This is a genomic window from Exiguobacterium sp. RIT341 (genome assembly GCF_000632205.1).
Taxonomy (GTDB): Bacteria; Bacillota; Bacilli; order Exiguobacteriales; family Exiguobacteriaceae; genus Exiguobacterium_A.
Window position 1 is genome coordinate 193,510 of sequence record NZ_JFYW01000011.1, and the last position, 17,521, is coordinate 211,030.

General features: G+C 47.2%; 16 protein-coding genes and 1 pseudogene. 6 read left to right on the forward strand and 11 right to left on the reverse strand.

Going from position 1 to position 17,521, the window contains the following annotated elements; translation table 11 throughout:
* Nucleotides 1-45 precede the first annotated feature (45 nt).
* Nucleotides 46-1,992: a heavy metal translocating P-type ATPase gene (locus BW42_RS14580; protein WP_369792037.1), complete on the reverse strand. Its 1,947-nt coding sequence runs from the start codon at nucleotides 1,990-1,992 to the stop codon at nucleotides 46-48.
* A gap of 188 nt (nucleotides 1,993-2,180) precedes the next feature.
* On the opposite strand from BW42_RS14580, the gene BW42_RS14585 reads away from it, so the two are divergent.
* Together BW42_RS14585 and BW42_RS14590 are read left to right on the forward strand one after the other, a co-directional pair.
* Nucleotides 2,181-3,110, forward strand: coding sequence for a DMT family transporter (locus tag BW42_RS14585; protein WP_035412693.1), 930 nt, complete (start codon nucleotides 2,181-2,183; stop codon nucleotides 3,108-3,110).
* Nucleotides 3,111-3,272: 162 nt separating this feature from the next.
* Entirely contained in the window at nucleotides 3,273-3,560 is a 288-nt protein-coding gene (locus BW42_RS14590) for a hypothetical protein (RefSeq protein ID WP_023467290.1), read from the forward strand.
* A 40-nt stretch (nucleotides 3,561-3,600) separates the two neighbouring features.
* Here the strand turns inward: BW42_RS14590 and BW42_RS14595 are convergent.
* From BW42_RS14595 to yfkAB, 3 genes and pseudogenes are all read right to left on the reverse strand, one after another.
* Nucleotides 3,601-4,752: pseudogene (locus tag BW42_RS14595) on the reverse strand (MFS transporter); the annotation flags it as partial.
* Between the two features lie 71 nt (nucleotides 4,753-4,823).
* On the reverse strand, nucleotides 4,824-5,006 hold the full coding sequence (locus tag BW42_RS14600) for a hypothetical protein (protein ID WP_035412697.1): 183 nt from the start codon (nucleotides 5,004-5,006) through the stop codon (nucleotides 4,824-4,826).
* A gap of 87 nt (nucleotides 5,007-5,093) precedes the next feature.
* Nucleotides 5,094-6,206: a radical SAM/CxCxxxxC motif protein YfkAB gene (gene yfkAB, locus BW42_RS14605; protein WP_035412699.1), complete on the reverse strand. Its 1,113-nt coding sequence runs from the start codon at nucleotides 6,204-6,206 to the stop codon at nucleotides 5,094-5,096.
* 84 nt (nucleotides 6,207-6,290) lie between these two features.
* Here yfkAB and BW42_RS14610 point away from each other — a divergent pair, with 84 nt between their 5' ends.
* Nucleotides 6,291-6,503, forward strand: coding sequence for an SE1561 family protein (locus tag BW42_RS14610; RefSeq protein WP_023467294.1), 213 nt, complete (start codon nucleotides 6,291-6,293; stop codon nucleotides 6,501-6,503).
* A gap of 40 nt (nucleotides 6,504-6,543) precedes the next feature.
* A complete protein-coding gene (gene rlmD / locus BW42_RS14615; protein WP_035412702.1) occupies nucleotides 6,544-7,929 on the forward strand; it encodes a 23S rRNA (uracil(1939)-C(5))-methyltransferase RlmD in 1,386 nt (461 codons plus the stop codon).
* 52 nt (nucleotides 7,930-7,981) lie between these two features.
* Here rlmD and BW42_RS14620 read toward each other — a convergent pair whose 3' ends face one another.
* From BW42_RS14620 to BW42_RS14650, 7 genes are all read right to left on the reverse strand, one after another.
* Nucleotides 7,982-8,860: an aldo/keto reductase gene (locus BW42_RS14620; RefSeq protein ID WP_035412705.1), complete on the reverse strand. Its 879-nt coding sequence runs from the start codon at nucleotides 8,858-8,860 to the stop codon at nucleotides 7,982-7,984.
* 31 nt (nucleotides 8,861-8,891) lie between these two features.
* Nucleotides 8,892-9,455, reverse strand: a complete 564-nt coding sequence (locus BW42_RS14625; protein ID WP_035412708.1) for a TVP38/TMEM64 family protein — start codon at nucleotides 9,453-9,455, stop codon at nucleotides 8,892-8,894.
* Nucleotides 9,455-10,849 (reverse strand): cell wall metabolism sensor histidine kinase WalK, encoded by a 1,395-nt coding sequence (locus BW42_RS14630; protein WP_052019174.1) that lies wholly within the window; start codon nucleotides 10,847-10,849, stop codon nucleotides 9,455-9,457. Before BW42_RS14630 ends, BW42_RS14625 begins: the two co-directional genes overlap by 1 nt.
* A complete protein-coding gene (locus BW42_RS14635) occupies nucleotides 10,846-11,529 on the reverse strand; it encodes a response regulator transcription factor (RefSeq protein WP_023467299.1) in 684 nt (227 codons plus the stop codon). Before BW42_RS14635 ends, BW42_RS14630 begins: the two co-directional genes overlap by 4 nt.
* 127 nt (nucleotides 11,530-11,656) lie before the next feature.
* Complete coding sequence (locus BW42_RS14640) at nucleotides 11,657-12,217, reverse strand: GNAT family N-acetyltransferase (RefSeq protein ID WP_023467300.1); 561 nt, start codon at nucleotides 12,215-12,217, stop codon at nucleotides 11,657-11,659.
* Between the two features lie 230 nt (nucleotides 12,218-12,447).
* Entirely contained in the window at nucleotides 12,448-13,587 is a 1,140-nt protein-coding gene (locus BW42_RS14645; protein WP_035412712.1) for an amidohydrolase, read from the reverse strand.
* A gap of 18 nt (nucleotides 13,588-13,605) precedes the next feature.
* Nucleotides 13,606-14,514: a TIGR01777 family oxidoreductase gene (locus BW42_RS14650; RefSeq protein ID WP_035412715.1), complete on the reverse strand. Its 909-nt coding sequence runs from the start codon at nucleotides 14,512-14,514 to the stop codon at nucleotides 13,606-13,608.
* A gap of 133 nt (nucleotides 14,515-14,647) precedes the next feature.
* Here BW42_RS14650 and BW42_RS14655 point away from each other — a divergent pair, with 133 nt between their 5' ends.
* Nucleotides 14,648-15,463: a RecX family transcriptional regulator gene (locus BW42_RS14655; RefSeq protein WP_035412717.1), complete on the forward strand. Its 816-nt coding sequence runs from the start codon at nucleotides 14,648-14,650 to the stop codon at nucleotides 15,461-15,463.
* Nucleotides 15,464-15,784: 321 nt separating this feature from the next.
* Nucleotides 15,785-17,512 (forward strand): ABC transporter ATP-binding protein, encoded by a 1,728-nt coding sequence (locus BW42_RS14660; protein WP_035412722.1) that lies wholly within the window; start codon nucleotides 15,785-15,787, stop codon nucleotides 17,510-17,512.
* Nucleotides 17,513-17,521: the final 9 nt, after the last annotated feature.

A 17,521-nucleotide genomic window follows, 5' to 3' on the forward strand; every position in this document is an offset into this window, starting at 1 on the left:
AAAACGTCTGATTGCCATGCGGCAGTCAGACGTTTTTTTTAATGATTAAGCGGCTAATCGTTTTTCGGATACACGCTGTGGGAGAGTTGGTAAAGCATCCTGTTGAAGAAGACGTAAGCCATTCAGGATGACAAGAATCGTCGATCCTTCGTGTCCGACGACAGCGAACGGCATGATTAGGAACTGTGACAAGTTGGATGCGATCAATAGAAGGATGACACCGATCGCAAGCGTGATGTTTTGTTTGACGATCCGGTTCATCTTCCGGGCTTTATGCACGGCGTAGGCAAGACGACCTAAATCGTTTTTCATCAAGACAACGTCAGCAGTCTCAAGCGCAGCATCCGTTCCTTCACCCATTGCAATCCCGACATGTGCCAGTGCGAGCGCCGGAGCATCATTGATACCATCACCGACCATCGCAACGGTCCGACCTTCTGTTTGGTATTGCTTAATATAGCGCACTTTATCTTCCGGTAAGCATTCAGCGACGAAGTCCGTTAAACCCGCTTCACGCGAGATGGCTGCTGCCGTGACCGGATTATCACCTGTCAACATGATCGTCGCGATGCCGAGATCGTTTAAAGCGGCGATTGCTGTTTTAGCTTCCGGACGAATCGTATCACGTAATGCATAAAGTGCTACGATTTGTGATCCATTGCTGACATAAACGATTGTATGCCCTTGTTCTTTCAGTGACTGTTCAATCGTGACGAATGGATCGTCTAGACCTTCGTGGAATGCTCGCTTGCCAATGCGATACGTGACGCCATCGACAGTTGCTTCAATCCCGTATCCTGTCACATCTTTGAACGTTGACGGTTCGCGAACATCGGTTTTTAAGTGATCAACGATCGCTTGTGCGAGCGGGTGATTCGACTGGGTTTCAATGGAAACAACCGCTTGTTCGACGGCTCGGATATCGATACCTTCCGCGTACCGACTTTCAGTAACGACGGGTTTACCTGTTGTCAGAGTCCCTGTTTTATCGAAGACGATCGTGTCGACTTGTCCGAGTGTCTCGATATGTGCTCCACCTTTGAAGAGAACGCCATTTTTCGCAGATGCGGCGATTGCGGACAAGGCAGCAGGGGTAATCGACGCGACAAGCGCACAAGGCGAAGCAACAACGAGTAAAATCATCGCCCGATAAATGCTTGTCTCGAATGTCCAGCCGACGACGTAATGAGGAAGGACCATCATCAGGGCAACGACGAGGAGGACGATTTTGACATAACGACTTTCAAATCGTTCGATGAACTGAGCAGAGGGAGACTGCTCACTTTGTGCGTTTTGGACCATATGAATGATTTTTTGGAACAATGATTCATCAGCGGCTTTCGTCATTTCAATCGTCAAGACGCCATTCATGTTGACGGTCGAGTTATAGACGGTATCGCCCGTTTGTTTTTCAACAGGAATCGATTCGCCTGTAATCGATGCTTCTTCGATTGCTGCTTGACCACGAACGATGACACCATCGACCGGAATGCGTTCCCCGGGACGAACATAGACGAGGTTACCGATTACTAGTTGCTCGATTCCAACGACTTCAAGTTGTCCGTTTGCATTCAGACGCGTTGCTTCCTCTGGCTGTAAGGACATTAAACTTTGTAACGCCCGTTCATTTTTATTCATCGTATAGGTTTCAAGAGCACCGGATAACGCGAAGATGAAGATAAGGATCGCACCTTCCATCCAGTAGCCGATGGCAGCGGCACCGATGGCAGCTAAAATCATCAACAATTCGACGTTCAACGTTTTTTCTTGATACGTTTCCGTCAAGCCTTCCTTTGCTTTCGCATATCCTCCAATCACATATGCTGATAAGTACAACGTGACATAAACGGCAGACGCCGTATTGAATTTTTCGAGTCCATAAGCAACTAAAATCAATATTCCGCTAAACAATGCTAGAATCAATTCGTGATGCTCATCCCAAGCATGACGGAATACGGAACGCTGTTGAACATCGGTAGTAGTGGAAGTCATCATATTAAAACTCCTTTCAAAATGTAAATGAGAAATGAAATCATTATAGAAAGAGAATGAGAATGTGATATATCAATGAGTTTAACTGATTGATAATGAGTTTCATTGTCTCTAGATTATAATTATTATTATCTGTAGAATTACTATACCATGCTTCAGTGAAAAGGAACAGGAAAGGAACCAGAAAGATGCAAAAAATTTTAACCCATCGGATTGGTCTCGTCGTCTTTGCATTATTGACGACCTTTTTGTGGGGAAGTGCGTTTCCCTTCATTAAGAAAAGTTATGAATTATTACAGATCACGTCTTCTGAATACGGGGAGCAACTATTGTTTGCGAGCTATCGCTTCTTTTTAGCAGGGGTGTTGCTACTTGTCGTCAGTGTATTCGTCTTTAAACAAACGATTACACTGAAGAATCGGACCTATGCCTATAGCCGTCTTGGTTTCTTTTTGACGTTCTTGCAGTATGTCTTTTTCTATATTGGTCTCTCTTTATCAACCGGTGTGCAAGGATCAATCATTGCCGGCTCGACTTCGTTCTTCCAAATGTTACTGGCTCATTTCCGGTACGAAGACGATCGATTGAATCGATTCAAAGGACTTGCCTTATTCCTTGGGTTTACAGGTGTCATCTTGGCCAACTGGCCGCAAGGTGGGCAAGGTGTCTCATTTGGTCTTGGAGAAGGATTATTGATTGCGGCAATGGTTTCCGGAGCATTCGGTAACTTGATCGCGAAAGAATACTCAGCACGTTATCCGGTGGCACCGATGACAGGATGGGCGATGGTCATTGGATCAATCGGTCTCTTCATCGCGGGCGTCGTTCTCGATGGTCACGTTGCACCGTTTACTTTTTCGACTACGAGTGCCTGGATGCTTGTGTATCTTTCCTTTTTATCCGCGACTGGATTTACGCTTTGGAATCTACTGATGAAATATAATCCAGTCAGTAAAGTATCGTTGTTTATGTTCTTCGTACCAATCTATGGTGTCAGTTTATCTGCTTTGATTCTGGGTGAGACGATTCCACCTCAAGCGTTGCTCGGTTTACTCTTCGTCATCGGAGGTATCTTAGTCTCGACATACTTACCAGTGTGGTTTCAAAAGCGAGGTTGACGAAGATTCAGAATCGTGTAAAAATAGTTTCAATTAATGTAACTCCAATCGTTCGTTGCTCAAGCCGACCTGTTCGGCTTTTTTCTGTACGGTCATCAAAAGACCGATTCGGCCTTGTCTGAAAGGCTAGTGCGACTATAAAACGGAAGGAGATGAAAACGAATGGAACGGAATGAGATCGTTCGAAAGATCATTGCCACTCGTCGTCCACGTGATGAGTTTGCTCGGTTCGTCGTGACGTGCGTCAGTCAGCAGTTAAAGGAAACCCACGGAGATGTCGATGTGGAGATCATCGAGGCGGAGAGAGGTTACGATTCAGTGTGGTCAATCAACGGTCGAGAGGTCGTCGTGTTGCTCGAGACAGAAGAGCTGAAGCGTGCAAAGGAGCAACCGTATGCAATCGACGATAAGCTCTGGCGGAGTTTTCGACAAGAAGGAATCGTAAAATAAAAAACGGATCTTGCGCATCGATGGCGCAAGGTCCGTTTTTTTAGATTTCGGGTGTCTCGTGACGTTTTGCATACCGCAATAGAAGCGCAAGCGTCGTTAAGACAAGAACAAATAAACTGAAATACAGCATGGAAGGAAGTGTAACGAACAGACTACCAGCGATCGGTCCGAGAATCGAACCAAGACTGAAGGCAATCCCTGCAAGTAAGTTACCGGTTGGTAAAAGATGACGTGGTAACTGTTCTGTCATATAGGCAACACCGAGCGAATAGGTCGAGCCGAGTGCCATCCCACTGACGGCAAAAATCGCGAACAACCAACCGTAACGTTCGAAGACGAAGCAAGCAGTGAGAAAAGCGACGGAACCAATCGACAGTACAGTGACTAACGTCCGACGTTTTCCGAAGTGATCGGCAAGTCGCCCGAGTGGTAGCTGCATGATTAATGAGCTGACGACAAATGTCGTGATTAAGGTACTTGTCTCGGATAAACCATATCCGTTACGCGTCGCAAAAACGGGAAAACTGGCATTCAGTGTGGCTTCGAGAAAACCGTATGTAAAACCAGGAAGTAATGTAAACCAAGCAGTCGATAGGACGAGTCGATACCGTGAAGCAGCACTTTGTAGTTCCTCTGGCATGACGGACGATGGTTTTTCGTTCGGTATACGGAATAGTAAAATTAGAACGATGACAGTTAAAGTCCCTGTTAACACGAACGGTAACCAATCGATCACATCGACGAGCGGTGCAGCAAGAGGACCTAAGGCAAAACCGAGACCGAATGCCATCCCGTATAACGACATCGTTCGTCCTAACCGTTCGTTTGGTGTAATGGACGTTACCCAGACTTGTGACCCATAATGTAAGGTCTGATCACCGAAACCGACGAGGAAGCGGAGAATTACCCAAGCGATAATGCTTGGGAGTAATGGGAATAAGAAGACAGCCACTGCGACAAGGGCAAGACCGAATGAGATGACAGGAATATAACCACGCCGTCGTAATGGACCTTCCATAAGAGGTGCGGCAACGATGACACCGATATAGAGGACGGCGGCACTGAGTCCATTAATGAAAGCAGATGTCCCTTGACGTTCTAACAAGATGGACAGTAATGGAATCAGTAATCCTTGTGTGAAACCGGAAATGAAGACGATCGATAAGATGAGAGCAAAACGACGTGACACAAGTAACGACGACCTTTCTTTTTTCTTTTAGCATAACACGCCCCGGACTTCGAAAAGGGAGACCGGGGCGTGTTTCATTTATTTTCTTGTTCAAACCGTGTCGGACGAGGCATGTGCAGGAGATGTTCATCCCAATCCGTCTGATCAAAGACTTCATCATGTTCAATGCTATGTGAAGCACGAATACCAACCATCATGATGAACAGAACCATACTGAACGTGCCGATAATTGCGATAATACCTACAAGCCATTCCATCCCGGTCACCCCTTTTTAGAAAACAAAATGTGTCTACTTTGTGACATTTTTCCCGGGATGGCATCGTTCAAAACCTATTTTTCATTTTTAAAGCCGACTAGTTTGTTTTGTGAAATCAATCTCAGGGTAATAAGCATTCTTCACAAGCGCGTTCGGTCCAAGGCACTGCACTGCAGGACAGTGACACGACAAACTTTTATTCAGCTCTGTCTCTTGCCACTGGGCATACGCATCATTGAAGGACGTCTCGTGAATCGTACCGAGCGAAGCAAGTTCGTCACCGAAATCGGTTACGATGATTTCACCGTCGAAGATGTTGATGTTGAGACGGGAACGACCATCTGGGTCATTTCGGACCGATACGTTTTTCTCCTGACGCAAGCGACGATGCAGTTCTAAATCTGCCTCCTCCATTGAACAAGCATAGAAGGGGAGTGTTCCGAACAACATCCAGACGTTCGGATCCCGGACGTCAAGCAAACGATGGATTCCATTGCGAATTTCGGATAAGCTAGCGGCTTCGATCATCGACGCGAAGTCAGCTGGGTACATTGGATGCACTTCGTGACGGACACAGCCCATATCGACGATTTCTTTATGGATCGCTTCAAGATGTGGCAACGTCCGTTTATTGATCATCGTTTCGGCAGACACGATGACACCACGTGCATTCAAGACACGAGCATTCTCTTTCATCGTTTCAAATAGTTTCGTTCGTGCTTCACGTGACGGTTTTCGCTCCATCATCGCAAAGCCACCATCGATGAAATCATCGGCTGTTCCCCAGTTATGTGAGATATGCAAGACATCGAGATAAGGGATAATTAATTCATAACGAGATAATGGAAGTGTTAAATTTGAGTTGATTTGGGTTTTAGCGCCACGTTCGTGGGCATACTTAAGTAAAGGGACGACGTACTCCTTGACGGACTTCATTGAAAGCATCGGTTCGCCGCCTGTAATGGAAAAGGCGCGTAGGTGTTCGATTTCATCCAGACGTTGAATAAGCAGTTCGACAGGGATTTCAGGTGACTCGCTACTGGATAACATGTAACCGACGGCACAATGTTCGCAGCGCATGTTACACAGTTTAGTCGTCGTGACTTCAATGTTCGTCAAACGGACCGTGCCGTATTGCTCAATGTCGCGATAAGCTTCCCACGGATCGTTCGCGATCGTGATGGGTGATGAATGTGACATAGATACTCCTCCTTTTTAGTGCTCCACTTCGTATCGTATGCTAAAATAACGTCGGAATCCAGCGGAAGAAAGGAAGTCTGAATAATGGGAAAAGCAAGAACTGATAAACTTGGTCAAATGAATGTGCTAAAATCAAGAATGCAGCTTCTCTGTCATACAATCGATTCACTCGATGAATCATCAGATATCGAAGATTTGGAACGACTGATCGTATCACTAGATCAACTCAAGGCGAAAGTCGTTCGGTATGCGAAGGATATGAAAGAACAAGAAGAAACGAAAAAAGCGGTAGATTGAGACCGCTTTTTCATTTGCGTAAAGAGAAAGGATGAAATCAATGGCAACAAAAATTAAATTAAAGACTGGTGAGGTCCGTTCAGTCACGTGTCTACGGATGGGAATCAACGGTGAAGGGATCGCGACGCTCGAGCGACAAATCGTCTTCATCCCAGGATTACTCGTCGGGGAAACGGCACAAATCGAAATCACGGAAATTCATGCGAACTATGCGAATGCAAAGATCTTGAAGCGAGACGATCGATCACCAGACCGCGTGACACCGCTTTGCCCGGTCTATAGTGTCTGTGGCGGCTGTCAATTACAACACATGAGTTACGATGGACAATTGCGTTATAAGGAAGAAATGCTTCGCAACGCTTTCTTGAAATCAACGAAGTTGAATGTCGAAAAAGCCGATATCCGTCCGACGATCGGTTCGAAAGAATGGGAATACCGCAACAAGTCACAATTCGTCGTCGGGAAACAAGGGAATGAAATCGTCAGCGGTCTCTATTCTGCGAATTCGAATCGTCTGGTCGCAATCGACGATTGTGTTGTCCAAAATAAGGACACGCTTCGTGTCAACCAAGCTGTCACGAAATTACTCAATGACTATAAAGTACCCGTTTACCATGCAGCGAAACAAGACGGTGTCATGCGCCATATCGTCGTCCGGACAGGAATCAAAACGGGTGAAATTCAAGTCGTGCTGGTTGCCTTTAAAGACGGTTTCCGTGATTTAGAGAGCTTATCGCGCGATATCATGGACATTCCAGGTGTCGTCTCGGTCGCATTGAACATCAATGATAAGTTGACGTCACGTGTCTTTGGAGAAGAAACGGAAGTCTTGCGTGGTGTCGAACGGATCGAGGAAGAAATGGGCGAGTTCACGTATCAATTATCCCCGCGTGCCTTCTTCCAGTTGAACCCCGAACAAGCAGAGCGGATGTATGAAGAGATTGCGCGTGCCGCTGCTTTGACAGGTGAAGAACGAGTCGTTGATGCATACGCAGGTGTCGGTTCGATCGGGCTTTGGATCGCTAAAGGAGCGAAAGAAGTCCGCGGTATGGAAATCATTGAAGAAGCTGTCGAAGATGCCAATGCGCACATGAAGCAATATGGATTCGACCATGCGCATTATGTCGTCGGTAAGGCCGAAGCGTGGATTCCTCGTTGGGTGAAGGAAGGCTGGATTCCAGATGTCTTTATCGTCGACCCACCTCGCTCAGGTTGCGATACACAATTGTTGAACGCGATGATCTCGTCTAAAGCGAAAAAAATCATCTATGTCTCGTGCAACCCGCAGACGCTTGCGCGTGATTGTGATCACTTGATGAAAGCAGGATACAAGGTGTCATACATCCAACCGTACGATATGTTCCCACAAACAGCGCACGTTGAAGCAATCGTCGTGCTCGAAAAGAAGAAAAAGAAAAAGTTCTAAGTAACAAGCCCGTATGCACTCCTTGAACGAGTGGACATACGGGCTTTTTTTATCATGTTTGTGAGGGATAACCGAACGTCGCGTCACACTCAGCAAAGCGTTCCTTCAACCGAGCAACACGGTCAGCGGGGAGTGGACCGCGCTCAATCAGTTGCTGATTCAACGCGAGATGTTCGGATCGAGACGTGCCAATGATGGCCGTCGTGATTCCTGGTTCAAAGACTGTAAAACGAAGCGCAGTTTCAAGCCAACTGGATTCCTCTAGTGGATAAGCGAGTTGTTGCGCACGTTCCCAATATGGTTCGACATACTGTCCGACCGGACGCTCCGTGAAGCGCCACGGGGCGTTGCCGATCGGACGCTTGGCGATGACTCCGTGATCTAGAAGAGTGGGCAGGACTTCATCGACACGTTGATCAAACAGATTGAACGACGTTTGGAAACTGTCGAAGCGGTTCGTTTCGATCGCATATACTAAGTCTTCCCGATCGCCTGAATAGGCGATGACGCGGACTTTTCCAGCTTGTTTTGCTTGTTCAAGCGCGTCGATGACATCTCCTTGGGCGAGGATTTCTTGACTACAAGAATGTAAGTGTACGATGTCGAGATGATCCGTCTGCATCGTCTGTAAGGCTTGATCGATGCCACCACGGACGGCTTCAAAGGTCCAGTCCTGCGCACCGGGAACATCATAGCCGACTTTCGTCGACAGAATGACGTCGTGCCGACGATTCTTTAGAAATTGTCCGACGCGTTGCTCCGATAAGCCGTAGCCGCGTGCCGTATCGATCAGGTTGATGCCGAGATCACGTGCTTGTTCGAGTAAATAAACTGCTTCCCGGTCCGTCATCTGTTCTGCACCGATGTGACCGGCTCCGAATCCAAGCGGGGACACGAATAAATCAGATGTTCCAAAACGTCTTAACTCCACGAACAATACTTCCTTTCAGATGCCTGTAGTTTTAAATCGATGGTGTTCGTTTTTGATGAATACGATAGATCAGATAACCAACGAGTGCCACACCTGCAATCGACCATTGAACGATGGACGAGGATTGCATGAACTGATGGACGGCGAGCACTTCGACTAACATGGCTGGAATTTTTCCGATCGTACTCGCAGTCAGGAAAAGTAGGACGGAGATACTACTAGCAGCACTGATGATGTTGACGATGCCAGACGGGACGAACGGCAACAGCCGTAGTAATATGATCGTCCAAAACGCTTCATGTCCTTGTTGTGCTTGTAGTTTTTGTTGCAAACGAGCGAATCGATCGGGAAGTGGGCGACGAAGGGCATAGCGCAGTCCTTTTCGGTATAGTAGAAACGCACAAACCGCACCTAAGACTTCACCGATGAAGGAGAGCAATGTGCCCATCCATAGACCGAAATAGACGAGATTCGCAGCGGTGACAAACGTACTTGGTAGGACACCAAGCACACTGACGACGACACCGACCAAGACACTAACGAATGGAGCGAACGGTCCGAAGAGTTCAAAGGTTTGGATGACATGTTGTTCCATTATTCGAATTCATCCTCTTCATCCGGAAGAAGCGGTAACTCGATGTGAACAGTCGTTCCTTCTCCAAGAACGGAGTCGAACCGAATCGTCCCATCATGACGATCGATGATGTGTTTTGTGATCGCAAGACCAAGACCGGTTCCGCCATCTTTCCGCGTCCGTGATTTATCGACGCGATAAAAACGTTTCGTCAGTCGATCGAGATGTTCTTCCGGAATGCCTTCTCCTTCGTCCCGGATAAGACAATGCGTCCGATCGCCGATCGTTTCAGTCGATAAGAAGATCTGTTTGCCGGGCGGTGTGTATCGTAAAGCGTTATCGAGTAAATTGCCGAAGACTTGCTCGAGACGGTCTGTATCGCCTAAGACAATTTGATCCGGATCGAGATTCATCACGAACGTGACTCCTTTTGACTGGGCGATCGGTTCCATCCGGTAAATGACATCTTCAAGTACTTGACTGAAGACAAGTGGTTGTTTCGACATCGGATAGGAATCGCGTTCAAGTTGAGCGAGATCGAGCAGATCATTGACGAGACGTTGCAGACGCTCCGTTTCCCGCTCAATGATTTGGTAATACTGCGCACGCTTTTCTTCCTCGAGCGAATCATCCTGCATCATCTCCGTATAGCCACGAATGTAGGAGAGAGGTGTCCGCAATTCATGACTGACGTTTGCGAGGAACTCCTTCCGCTGCTCGTCGACCTCACCGAGCGATTCCGCCATCTTGTTCAATGTTTCTGCGAGTTCTCCGATTTCATCGTCCGATTGAATCGGAATCCGGTAATCAAAGTCACCTTGTGCATAAACAGTCGAGGCGCGCTTCATGTCGATCAACGGACGGATGATCGTATCGATGATTTGTCGTCCGAAGATGACGAGATTCAAGACGATCAGTCCGATCATGAAGAAGATCATCAGGCGGAGTGGGCGGAATGGTTCACTGATTTGACCGAGTTCTAGATACAAGATCAGCGTACCGACCAGTCGATTGTTTTCGATGATCGGAAATCCAGTCATTAGAATGTCCGTTCCTTCTATCGGATGGGTCCGGCTCGAGACGACCGTCTCGCCATTACGAAGCTGTTCGATGTCCACATTCGTCAAAAAACGGAGTCCTGCCGGATTTTTCTTCAGAAAATCGATGAAGAAGACTTTCGATTCCGTCAATTCATTCGTATAAGTCATCCCATCGTAAAAAGCACCAGATAAGCCTTCGGACTTGTAAATGTTGATTAGCTTTTCCCCTCGGTTCAATAAGATATCTTCTTGCGTCTGAAGATAGAACCGGTCGTAGAGATAAAACGTCAGCAGGACGAACAGAATGGCAGAAAAAACGCTCGTGAACCAAATCGTGATCCAAATCCGGCGCCGGATCGTATAGCGCTTAATCATACTTCCTCGAATTTATAACCGATGCCCCAGACGGTTTGAATCGAGCCACCAGCTTCCCCGAGCTTTAAACGAAGTGTTTTGATATGCGTATCGACCGTCCGTAAGTTCCCGATATAATCCGCACCCCAAATTTGATCGAGTAACTGTTCGCGAGAAAAGACCTTATCATTGTTTTGAGCGAACAGATGCAGCAAATCAAATTCCTTGCGCGTCAGACTGACCGGTTTGCCGTTGACGTGGACACTCCGACTTTCCGTGTCGAGTTCAAGCATACCGAGCGTTAAAGTAGCCGATTGATCAACTGTAAAGCGGTGAGAGCGACGAAGCGTCGCTTCGATGCGAGCAAGCAGTTCGCGTGGGCTAAACGGTTTTGTAATATAGTCATCAGCTCCGATTTTCAGACCGTGGATGCGGTCGAGTTCGTCCGAACGTGCCGTCAGCATGATGATCGGAACGTTTGAGAACTCACGGATGCGCATACAGGCTGTCAAGCCGTCCATTTCTGGCATCATGACATCGAGCAGGACGAGGTGGAATGTATTTTGTTGAATGAGATGGATGGCTTCTTGTCCGTTAGAAGCTGTCATCGTCGTGTAGTGTTCTTTTTCGAGATTCGAGACGAGAAGGTCACGCATTTGTGCTTCGTCATCTACTACGAGAATGTTAAACGATTCTGGCATTAGTCTTCGCTCCATTTCCTGTAGAAGAAAAGGTTTCTTCCATAAAGATGAGTTTTCTTATTTATCATACCATTTCAAACTTTAGAAACGCATGCGTGGACACAAAAAAGCATGAGAGACAAGGCCCTCATGCTTCGAGTTGTTGGTGATCGTATAGTGTTTCGAGTTCCCGACCATGAATGTACATGTGGAAACTAGATTTTGAGACTTCATACAGCGTGAACTGTGTTTCGCCAGCATTCAATTGCTCAAGAAGCGCAGGGCGCAACTCATCCGCACAGAACGCATACGGCAATTTTTCAGCTGCTTTTTGTGACCGAATATTGCTTTTGCGAATTTTCATGAAGACACTCTCATATCCGAGCTCGAAGAACAGCTCAGAGAAGAAGGCTTCTTTCGCTAAATGATTGTATCCTTTACCATGATACGGTTTACCTAACCATGTACCGAGAAACCCATATTGTCCTTCGATATCGAGTAAACTAATCGTACCAATCGGTTGATCGAATTCATCTAGGATGGTACGTGATACGATTTCACCACGTTCTTCCTCTTCGATTGCCTGCTTTGTAGTAAACAGAAATTCATCAAAGTACCGTGTTTTTTGGCGGACGTACGGATATACGTCTTGATGCTGCATCAGTTCGAACAAATCAGCGCAGTCGCTCAGCTCCCGTTGCTTGAGCATACTTCCATTCCTCCTTTTAGGACCGCAAGAATGATTGTCGAAAGCTACCTGTCTGACTCGTTTGAACCGCGCATGGTATGCCTTCTTCAGTTGTCGGATAAGATAATATTACCTTCTTTTTTTAAAATTGCAAGAAAATAATTTTTGTGAAAAAAGATACAAAAACAAGATGTTTTCCGTAAGCGTCTAAAACCCCCGAAAGGTGCAAAAAACACCTGGCGGGGGTGGGATTAAGTCAAGTTCAGTTGAGCGTGTTCAAAAATGATTTTTCCATCAATCATCGTCATGAGCGGCTTCGCTAAATAGTCGAGTGGGAAGTGACTCCACAAGACGAGATCCGCGTCTTTTCCGACCTCGATCGATCCGACACGATCGTCCACACCGAGCGAACGGGCTGGATGGATCGTGATCGCGCGTAAGGCGACATCGACCGGTAGACCTTCTCGTGCGGCAAGACCAGCACAGAGGTTCAAGTATTGGACAGGCGTGTATGGATGATCGGTCGTAATCGAAATTTCAAGACCATGTTCGTGAAGAATCCGGTACGTTTCCCATGTCTTATTCTTCAGTTCGATTTTAGACTTTCGCGTAAAGGTTGGTCCAACCGTCACTTTTTCGATCGGTAATTGTTCCATCTCTTTTGCGACGAGATGACCTTCCGTGCAATGTTCGATGCGTAAATCAAGATCAAACTCTTCCGCGAAACGAATGGCGGAAAGGATATCATCTGCTCGATGTGCATGTACACGAAGCGGCATCTTGTGATCGAGGACCCGTTTGATCATTTGATGGGCGAAGGTTTCGGAAACCGGTTGCGTTCGAACTTCAAGAAAGGCTTCGCGCAACATCCCCATGATGCCCATCCGTGTCAGTTCACCGGCACGACCAGCACTATGGACACGCTTCGGGTTTTCACCGAGCGCCACCTTCAGACCCGCATACTTTCGAAGAATCATATCATCGATGAATCGTCCGTGCGTTTTGATGACACTCGTGACGCCACCGATGATGTTCATGCTACCCGGCATGACTTGAACGGTCGTGATTCCGTGTTCGACAGCTTCCTTAAAGCCTTCATCCAGCGGATAGACGCCATCAATGGCACGCAGATGAGGAGTCATCGCGAAAATCGTCTCATTCGCATCATTTCCGACGGTTCCGGTACCTTCGTCATATAATCCGAGATGTGTATGGGCATCGATGAAACCGGGCAATAAAAAGTGACCTTCTGCTTCAATGACTTGATCGTCTTCTAAATGATCCAGTAATTCACCGATTTCAATGATTTTCCCATCACGAATGCGGATGTCCCCGTAAAAACTGTCCGAAGTAATCGGATAGATATGTGCATTTCGAATTAAGATATCCAAGTATCGTCCACCCCTGTACTAGTTTGAATGCTCGATTGCTCGTAATGCATCCTTTAGTTCAGCATACCGAAACTTGTATCCGTTTTCGAGCGCTTTTTTCGGGACGACACGAGCTCCTTCTAGTACAATCGTACTCTTTTCACCGAGTGCGAGTTCTAATGCGAAGCGTGGTGCCGGGAGCCAGTGTGGGCGATGTAAGACTTTTCCGATCGTCTGTCCGAAACGGCGCATCGTCTCCGGGTGAGGCGCAGTGATGTTCAGCGGTCCTTCGACTGTCGGAGTTTCAAGCGCGAATAGGAATAACTCGACTAGATCATCGATGTGGACCCAGGAGACCCATTGTTTACCGTCGCCCATCGTCCCACCGCCAAACAAGACATAAGGGAGACGCATTAACGGATAAGCGCCACCGGCTTTCGTCAAGACGACACCGATTCGTGGATGGACGAGTCGAATGCCAGCGTCAGCAATCGGACGAGCAAGATCTTCCCACGCAACACAGACATGACTTAAGAAGTCAGCGGTCGGTGGAAGGGGTTGATCTTCAGAGAAGGTTTGATGCCGATCTTGTCCGTAAATGCCAACCGCAGAAGCAGACAAAACGACATTTGGTTTTTGATCGAGTGCTTCAACGATTCGCACGAGCTCCTTCGTCGTACTGACGCGGCTGTCGAGAATGACGCGTTTACGTTCATCCGTCCAACGTCCGTCGTTGATCGAAGCACCAGCCAGATGAATGAATGCATCGACGCCCTCTAAGTGCTGTTCCGGTTTTGCGTCTTCTGTCATCCACTTGATATATGTGATATGCGCATCGTTCGCTTTCGGATGACGCGTCAAGATAAAGATGCGATGTCCTTGCTCTAATAAACGCTTCGTCAAGGCTTGACCAATCATACCGGTTCCACCGGTAATCGCAATGTTCATGTAATTCATCCTCCCTGAAATAAGTAAAAGTAGCTTCTTTTCATATGTTCCCATTCCATGGTTTTACTCAAACATAGACCTGCCTGTTCATGATATCGTAGAACTACCGAGTCAGGTCAGAGGAGGGAATGTAATGAAGATCAAACGGATCTCGACACAGAAAAAGAACAGCGAACGATTTAATATCTATGTCGAGCGTGATGGCAAAGAAGAGTATGCCTTTGCCGTAGACGTCGATATTTTAATCAAATACAATCTGCAACGCGATAAAGAACTCGATGATGACTTCGTCAAGGAAGTATTGACGGCTGAAGAACAGCAGAAAGCATATCGTCTCTCATTGAATCATTTATCGTACCGCATGCGGGCGACGAGTGAAGTCGTCGCGTATTTAACAGAGAAAGAGACACCGGAGCATGCGATCAAACATGCAATCGAGCGATTGACAGAGCAACGCTATCTGGATGATCAACAGTTCGCACTTGCTTATACGGCAACGAAAAAAGCGACGACACCACAAGGACCTGGACGGATTCGCCGCGACCTTGAGGCATTGAAGATACCGAAGACAGCGATTGATGAAGCGATCGTGACGTTTACGGATGAAGAGGAATACGAAAAAGTCCTGAAGTTTTTGCGGCAAAAGCAAAAAGAGCTGCAACGGCGTTCCGTGCGGGAACTGACGCAAAAGCTACAGATGACACTCATGCAACGCGGTTTCTCGTCCGACTTGATCAAGGCGGGTATCGAAGAGGTGTTCCGAGCTGAAGAAAGGGACGAAGAAGAACAAGCGGCCCTTTATCAAGCGCGTAAGTATTATCCGAAATATCGACAACTTGAACCGTTCGAGCGTGAACAAAAGGTGAAGCAAGCACTTGTTCGAAAAGGATTTCCATACGGTTTAGCAGCTCAAGTCCTTGAACAAGTCAAAGAAGAAGAAGCAGAATGACGCAATCAAGACGAAAAATTGACAATTATCCGACAATTGTGCTATTCTACGCACAGACTAAGAAAAGGAGGAACCGTCCTATGAAAAAGCCAATTGGTTTCACTCATATCCAACAGCTGAATACGACGGAGACTCTTGAGCGCGTTTAAGTAATTCATTTCATGTGCGAGCAAGGGGATTCGTCTCCCGAGCGCGCAGACGAACAAGAATGGATCATGCCCATTTCAAGGCATACTGATTCTCGGACTGCATCCGGAAATCCGTATGCCTTTTTGCGTGCTCGGAAAAAGTAGTTCATTTCACAGTAAAGGGGGGACCCTCATGCGTTTATTTAAGCAATTGAGTTGGTTTCTTAAAGAACACAAATCATCGTACCTCGTAGCAGTCGTCTTGTTAATCATCACCGGCTTCATCGATTTAACGCCACCGTGGCTGATCGGTAAGGTCATCGACGGTTTACGATCAGGGTCGATGGACCGGACGACACTTTTGCAGTATGTCATCGGATTAACAGCCATTTCCATCGTGTCCTTCCTCTTGACGTATCAATGGTTAGCGAAATTATTCGGAACGGCCTTTTTATTAGAACGGACGCTGCGGAGCCGCTTCTTTACGCACTTATTAAAACTGACGCCGACATTCTATCAAAAGAATCGGACGGGAGACTTGATGGCGCTCGCGACGAACGACTTAAAGGCGGTCGAGCGGACAGCCGGATTTGGTGTCTTGACGCTTGTCGACTCGTTGAACATGACAGCGATCACGCTTGTTGTCATGGGTGTCGCGATCGATTGGAAGCTGACGCTTGCTGCCTTGTTACCGATGCCGCTTCTCGCCTACGCGATGAATAAGCTCGGAAGTCAGATTCACGGGCGTTTCATCACGGCCCAGGATTCGTTCGGAACGATGAATGATCAGGTCGTCGAGTCGATTTCCGGACTGCGTGTCATTCGCTCGTTCGTCCAAGAACCAGTCGACGTTAAACGGTTCGACGATGTCACGACGGATGTTTTTGAGAAAAACATGCATGTCGCAAAAATCGATGTCTTATTTGAACCGATCATCAAGTTGCTCGTCGGGTTTAGTTACTTGATCGGCTTATCGTTCGGGACATATCTCGTCTTTACGAACGACATCACGCTCGGACAATTGGTCGCCTTTAACATCTATCTCGGGATGCTGATCTGGCCGATGTACGCCTTTGGTGAATTGATCAATGTCATCCAGCGCGGAACAGCAAGTCTTGATCGCTTAGAAGCAACGATGCGAGTCAAACCGTTGATTGCTTCGACACCGCGGAAACACGTCGATCGCCCTGAACGGATCGAGATGAACGATTTGACGTTTACGTATCCAGAGACAGCCCATCCGGTCTTACGAGATTTGAATATTTTGATCGAACAAGGAACGACGATCGGGATCGTCGGACCAACGGGATCCGGGAAAACGACGTTCTTGCGTCAATTCTTACGTGAGTATCCAATCGGACGGGACATGTTGACAGTCAACGGCGTACCGTATGAAGATGTTGCGCTAGAGACGGTTCGCGGTTGGACGGGCTATGTGTCACAAGAACATTTACTATTTTCAAAATCTGTTCGGGATAACATTTTGTTTGGTGCAGGTGAAGCGACAGAAGAAGAATTGCAGGAAGCGATTCGTCTCGCATCGTTCGAAAAAGATATCGAGACGCTGGAGCAAGGACTTGAGACGATGGTCGGTGAACGTGGCGTTACGTTGTCGGGAGGACAAAAGCAACGTCTGTCAATCGCGCGGGCGATGTTAAAAAAACCAGAGTTGCTGTTGCTGGATGATTCATTATCAGCGGTAGACGCGAAAACGGAATCACATATCATCGATTCAATTCGATCGAATCGCCACCAATCGACGACATTAATTGTTGCCCATCGCTTATCGGCAGTGGCACATGCGGACGAAATCATCGTCTTGCAAGACGGAATGATTTCTGAACGAGGAACACATGACAGCCTGATGGCACAAAATGGCTGGTACGCTCAACAATTCGAGCGACAAAGTGAAGAAATGTAAGGAGGTGCC

Excerpts from the sequence above, each read along its gene's own strand:
- BW42_RS14655 (WP_035412717.1), top strand. The coding sequence starts at position 14,648 with ATGAAGATCAAACGGATCTCGACACAGAAAAAGAACAGCGAACGATTT.
- BW42_RS14650 (WP_035412715.1), bottom strand. The coding sequence starts at position 14,514 with ATGAACATTGCGATTACCGGTGGAACCGGTATGATTGGTCAAGCCTTG.
- BW42_RS14625 (WP_035412708.1), bottom strand. The coding sequence starts at position 9,455 with ATGGAACAACATGTCATCCAAACCTTTGAACTCTTCGGACCGTTCGCT.
- BW42_RS14640 (WP_023467300.1), bottom strand. The coding sequence starts at position 12,217 with ATGCTCAAGCAACGGGAGCTGAGCGACTGCGCTGATTTGTTCGAACTG.
- BW42_RS14590 (WP_023467290.1), top strand. The coding sequence starts at position 3,273 with ATGGAACGGAATGAGATCGTTCGAAAGATCATTGCCACTCGTCGTCCA.
- BW42_RS14630 (WP_052019174.1), bottom strand. The coding sequence starts at position 10,849 with ATGATTAAGCGCTATACGATCCGGCGCCGGATTTGGATCACGATTTGG.
- BW42_RS14585 (WP_035412693.1), top strand. The coding sequence starts at position 2,181 with ATGCAAAAAATTTTAACCCATCGGATTGGTCTCGTCGTCTTTGCATTA.
- BW42_RS14660 (WP_035412722.1), top strand. The coding sequence starts at position 15,785 with ATGCGTTTATTTAAGCAATTGAGTTGGTTTCTTAAAGAACACAAATCA.
- BW42_RS14635 (WP_023467299.1), bottom strand. The coding sequence starts at position 11,529 with ATGCCAGAATCGTTTAACATTCTCGTAGTAGATGACGAAGCACAAATG.
- yfkAB (WP_035412699.1), bottom strand. The coding sequence starts at position 6,206 with ATGTCACATTCATCACCCATCACGATCGCGAACGATCCGTGGGAAGCT.
- BW42_RS14600 (WP_035412697.1), bottom strand. The coding sequence starts at position 5,006 with ATGGAATGGCTTGTAGGTATTATCGCAATTATCGGCACGTTCAGTATG.
- rlmD (WP_035412702.1), top strand. The coding sequence starts at position 6,544 with ATGGCAACAAAAATTAAATTAAAGACTGGTGAGGTCCGTTCAGTCACG.
- BW42_RS14610 (WP_023467294.1), top strand. The coding sequence starts at position 6,291 with ATGGGAAAAGCAAGAACTGATAAACTTGGTCAAATGAATGTGCTAAAA.
- BW42_RS14580 (WP_369792037.1), bottom strand. The coding sequence starts at position 1,992 with ATGACTTCCACTACTACCGATGTTCAACAGCGTTCCGTATTCCGTCAT.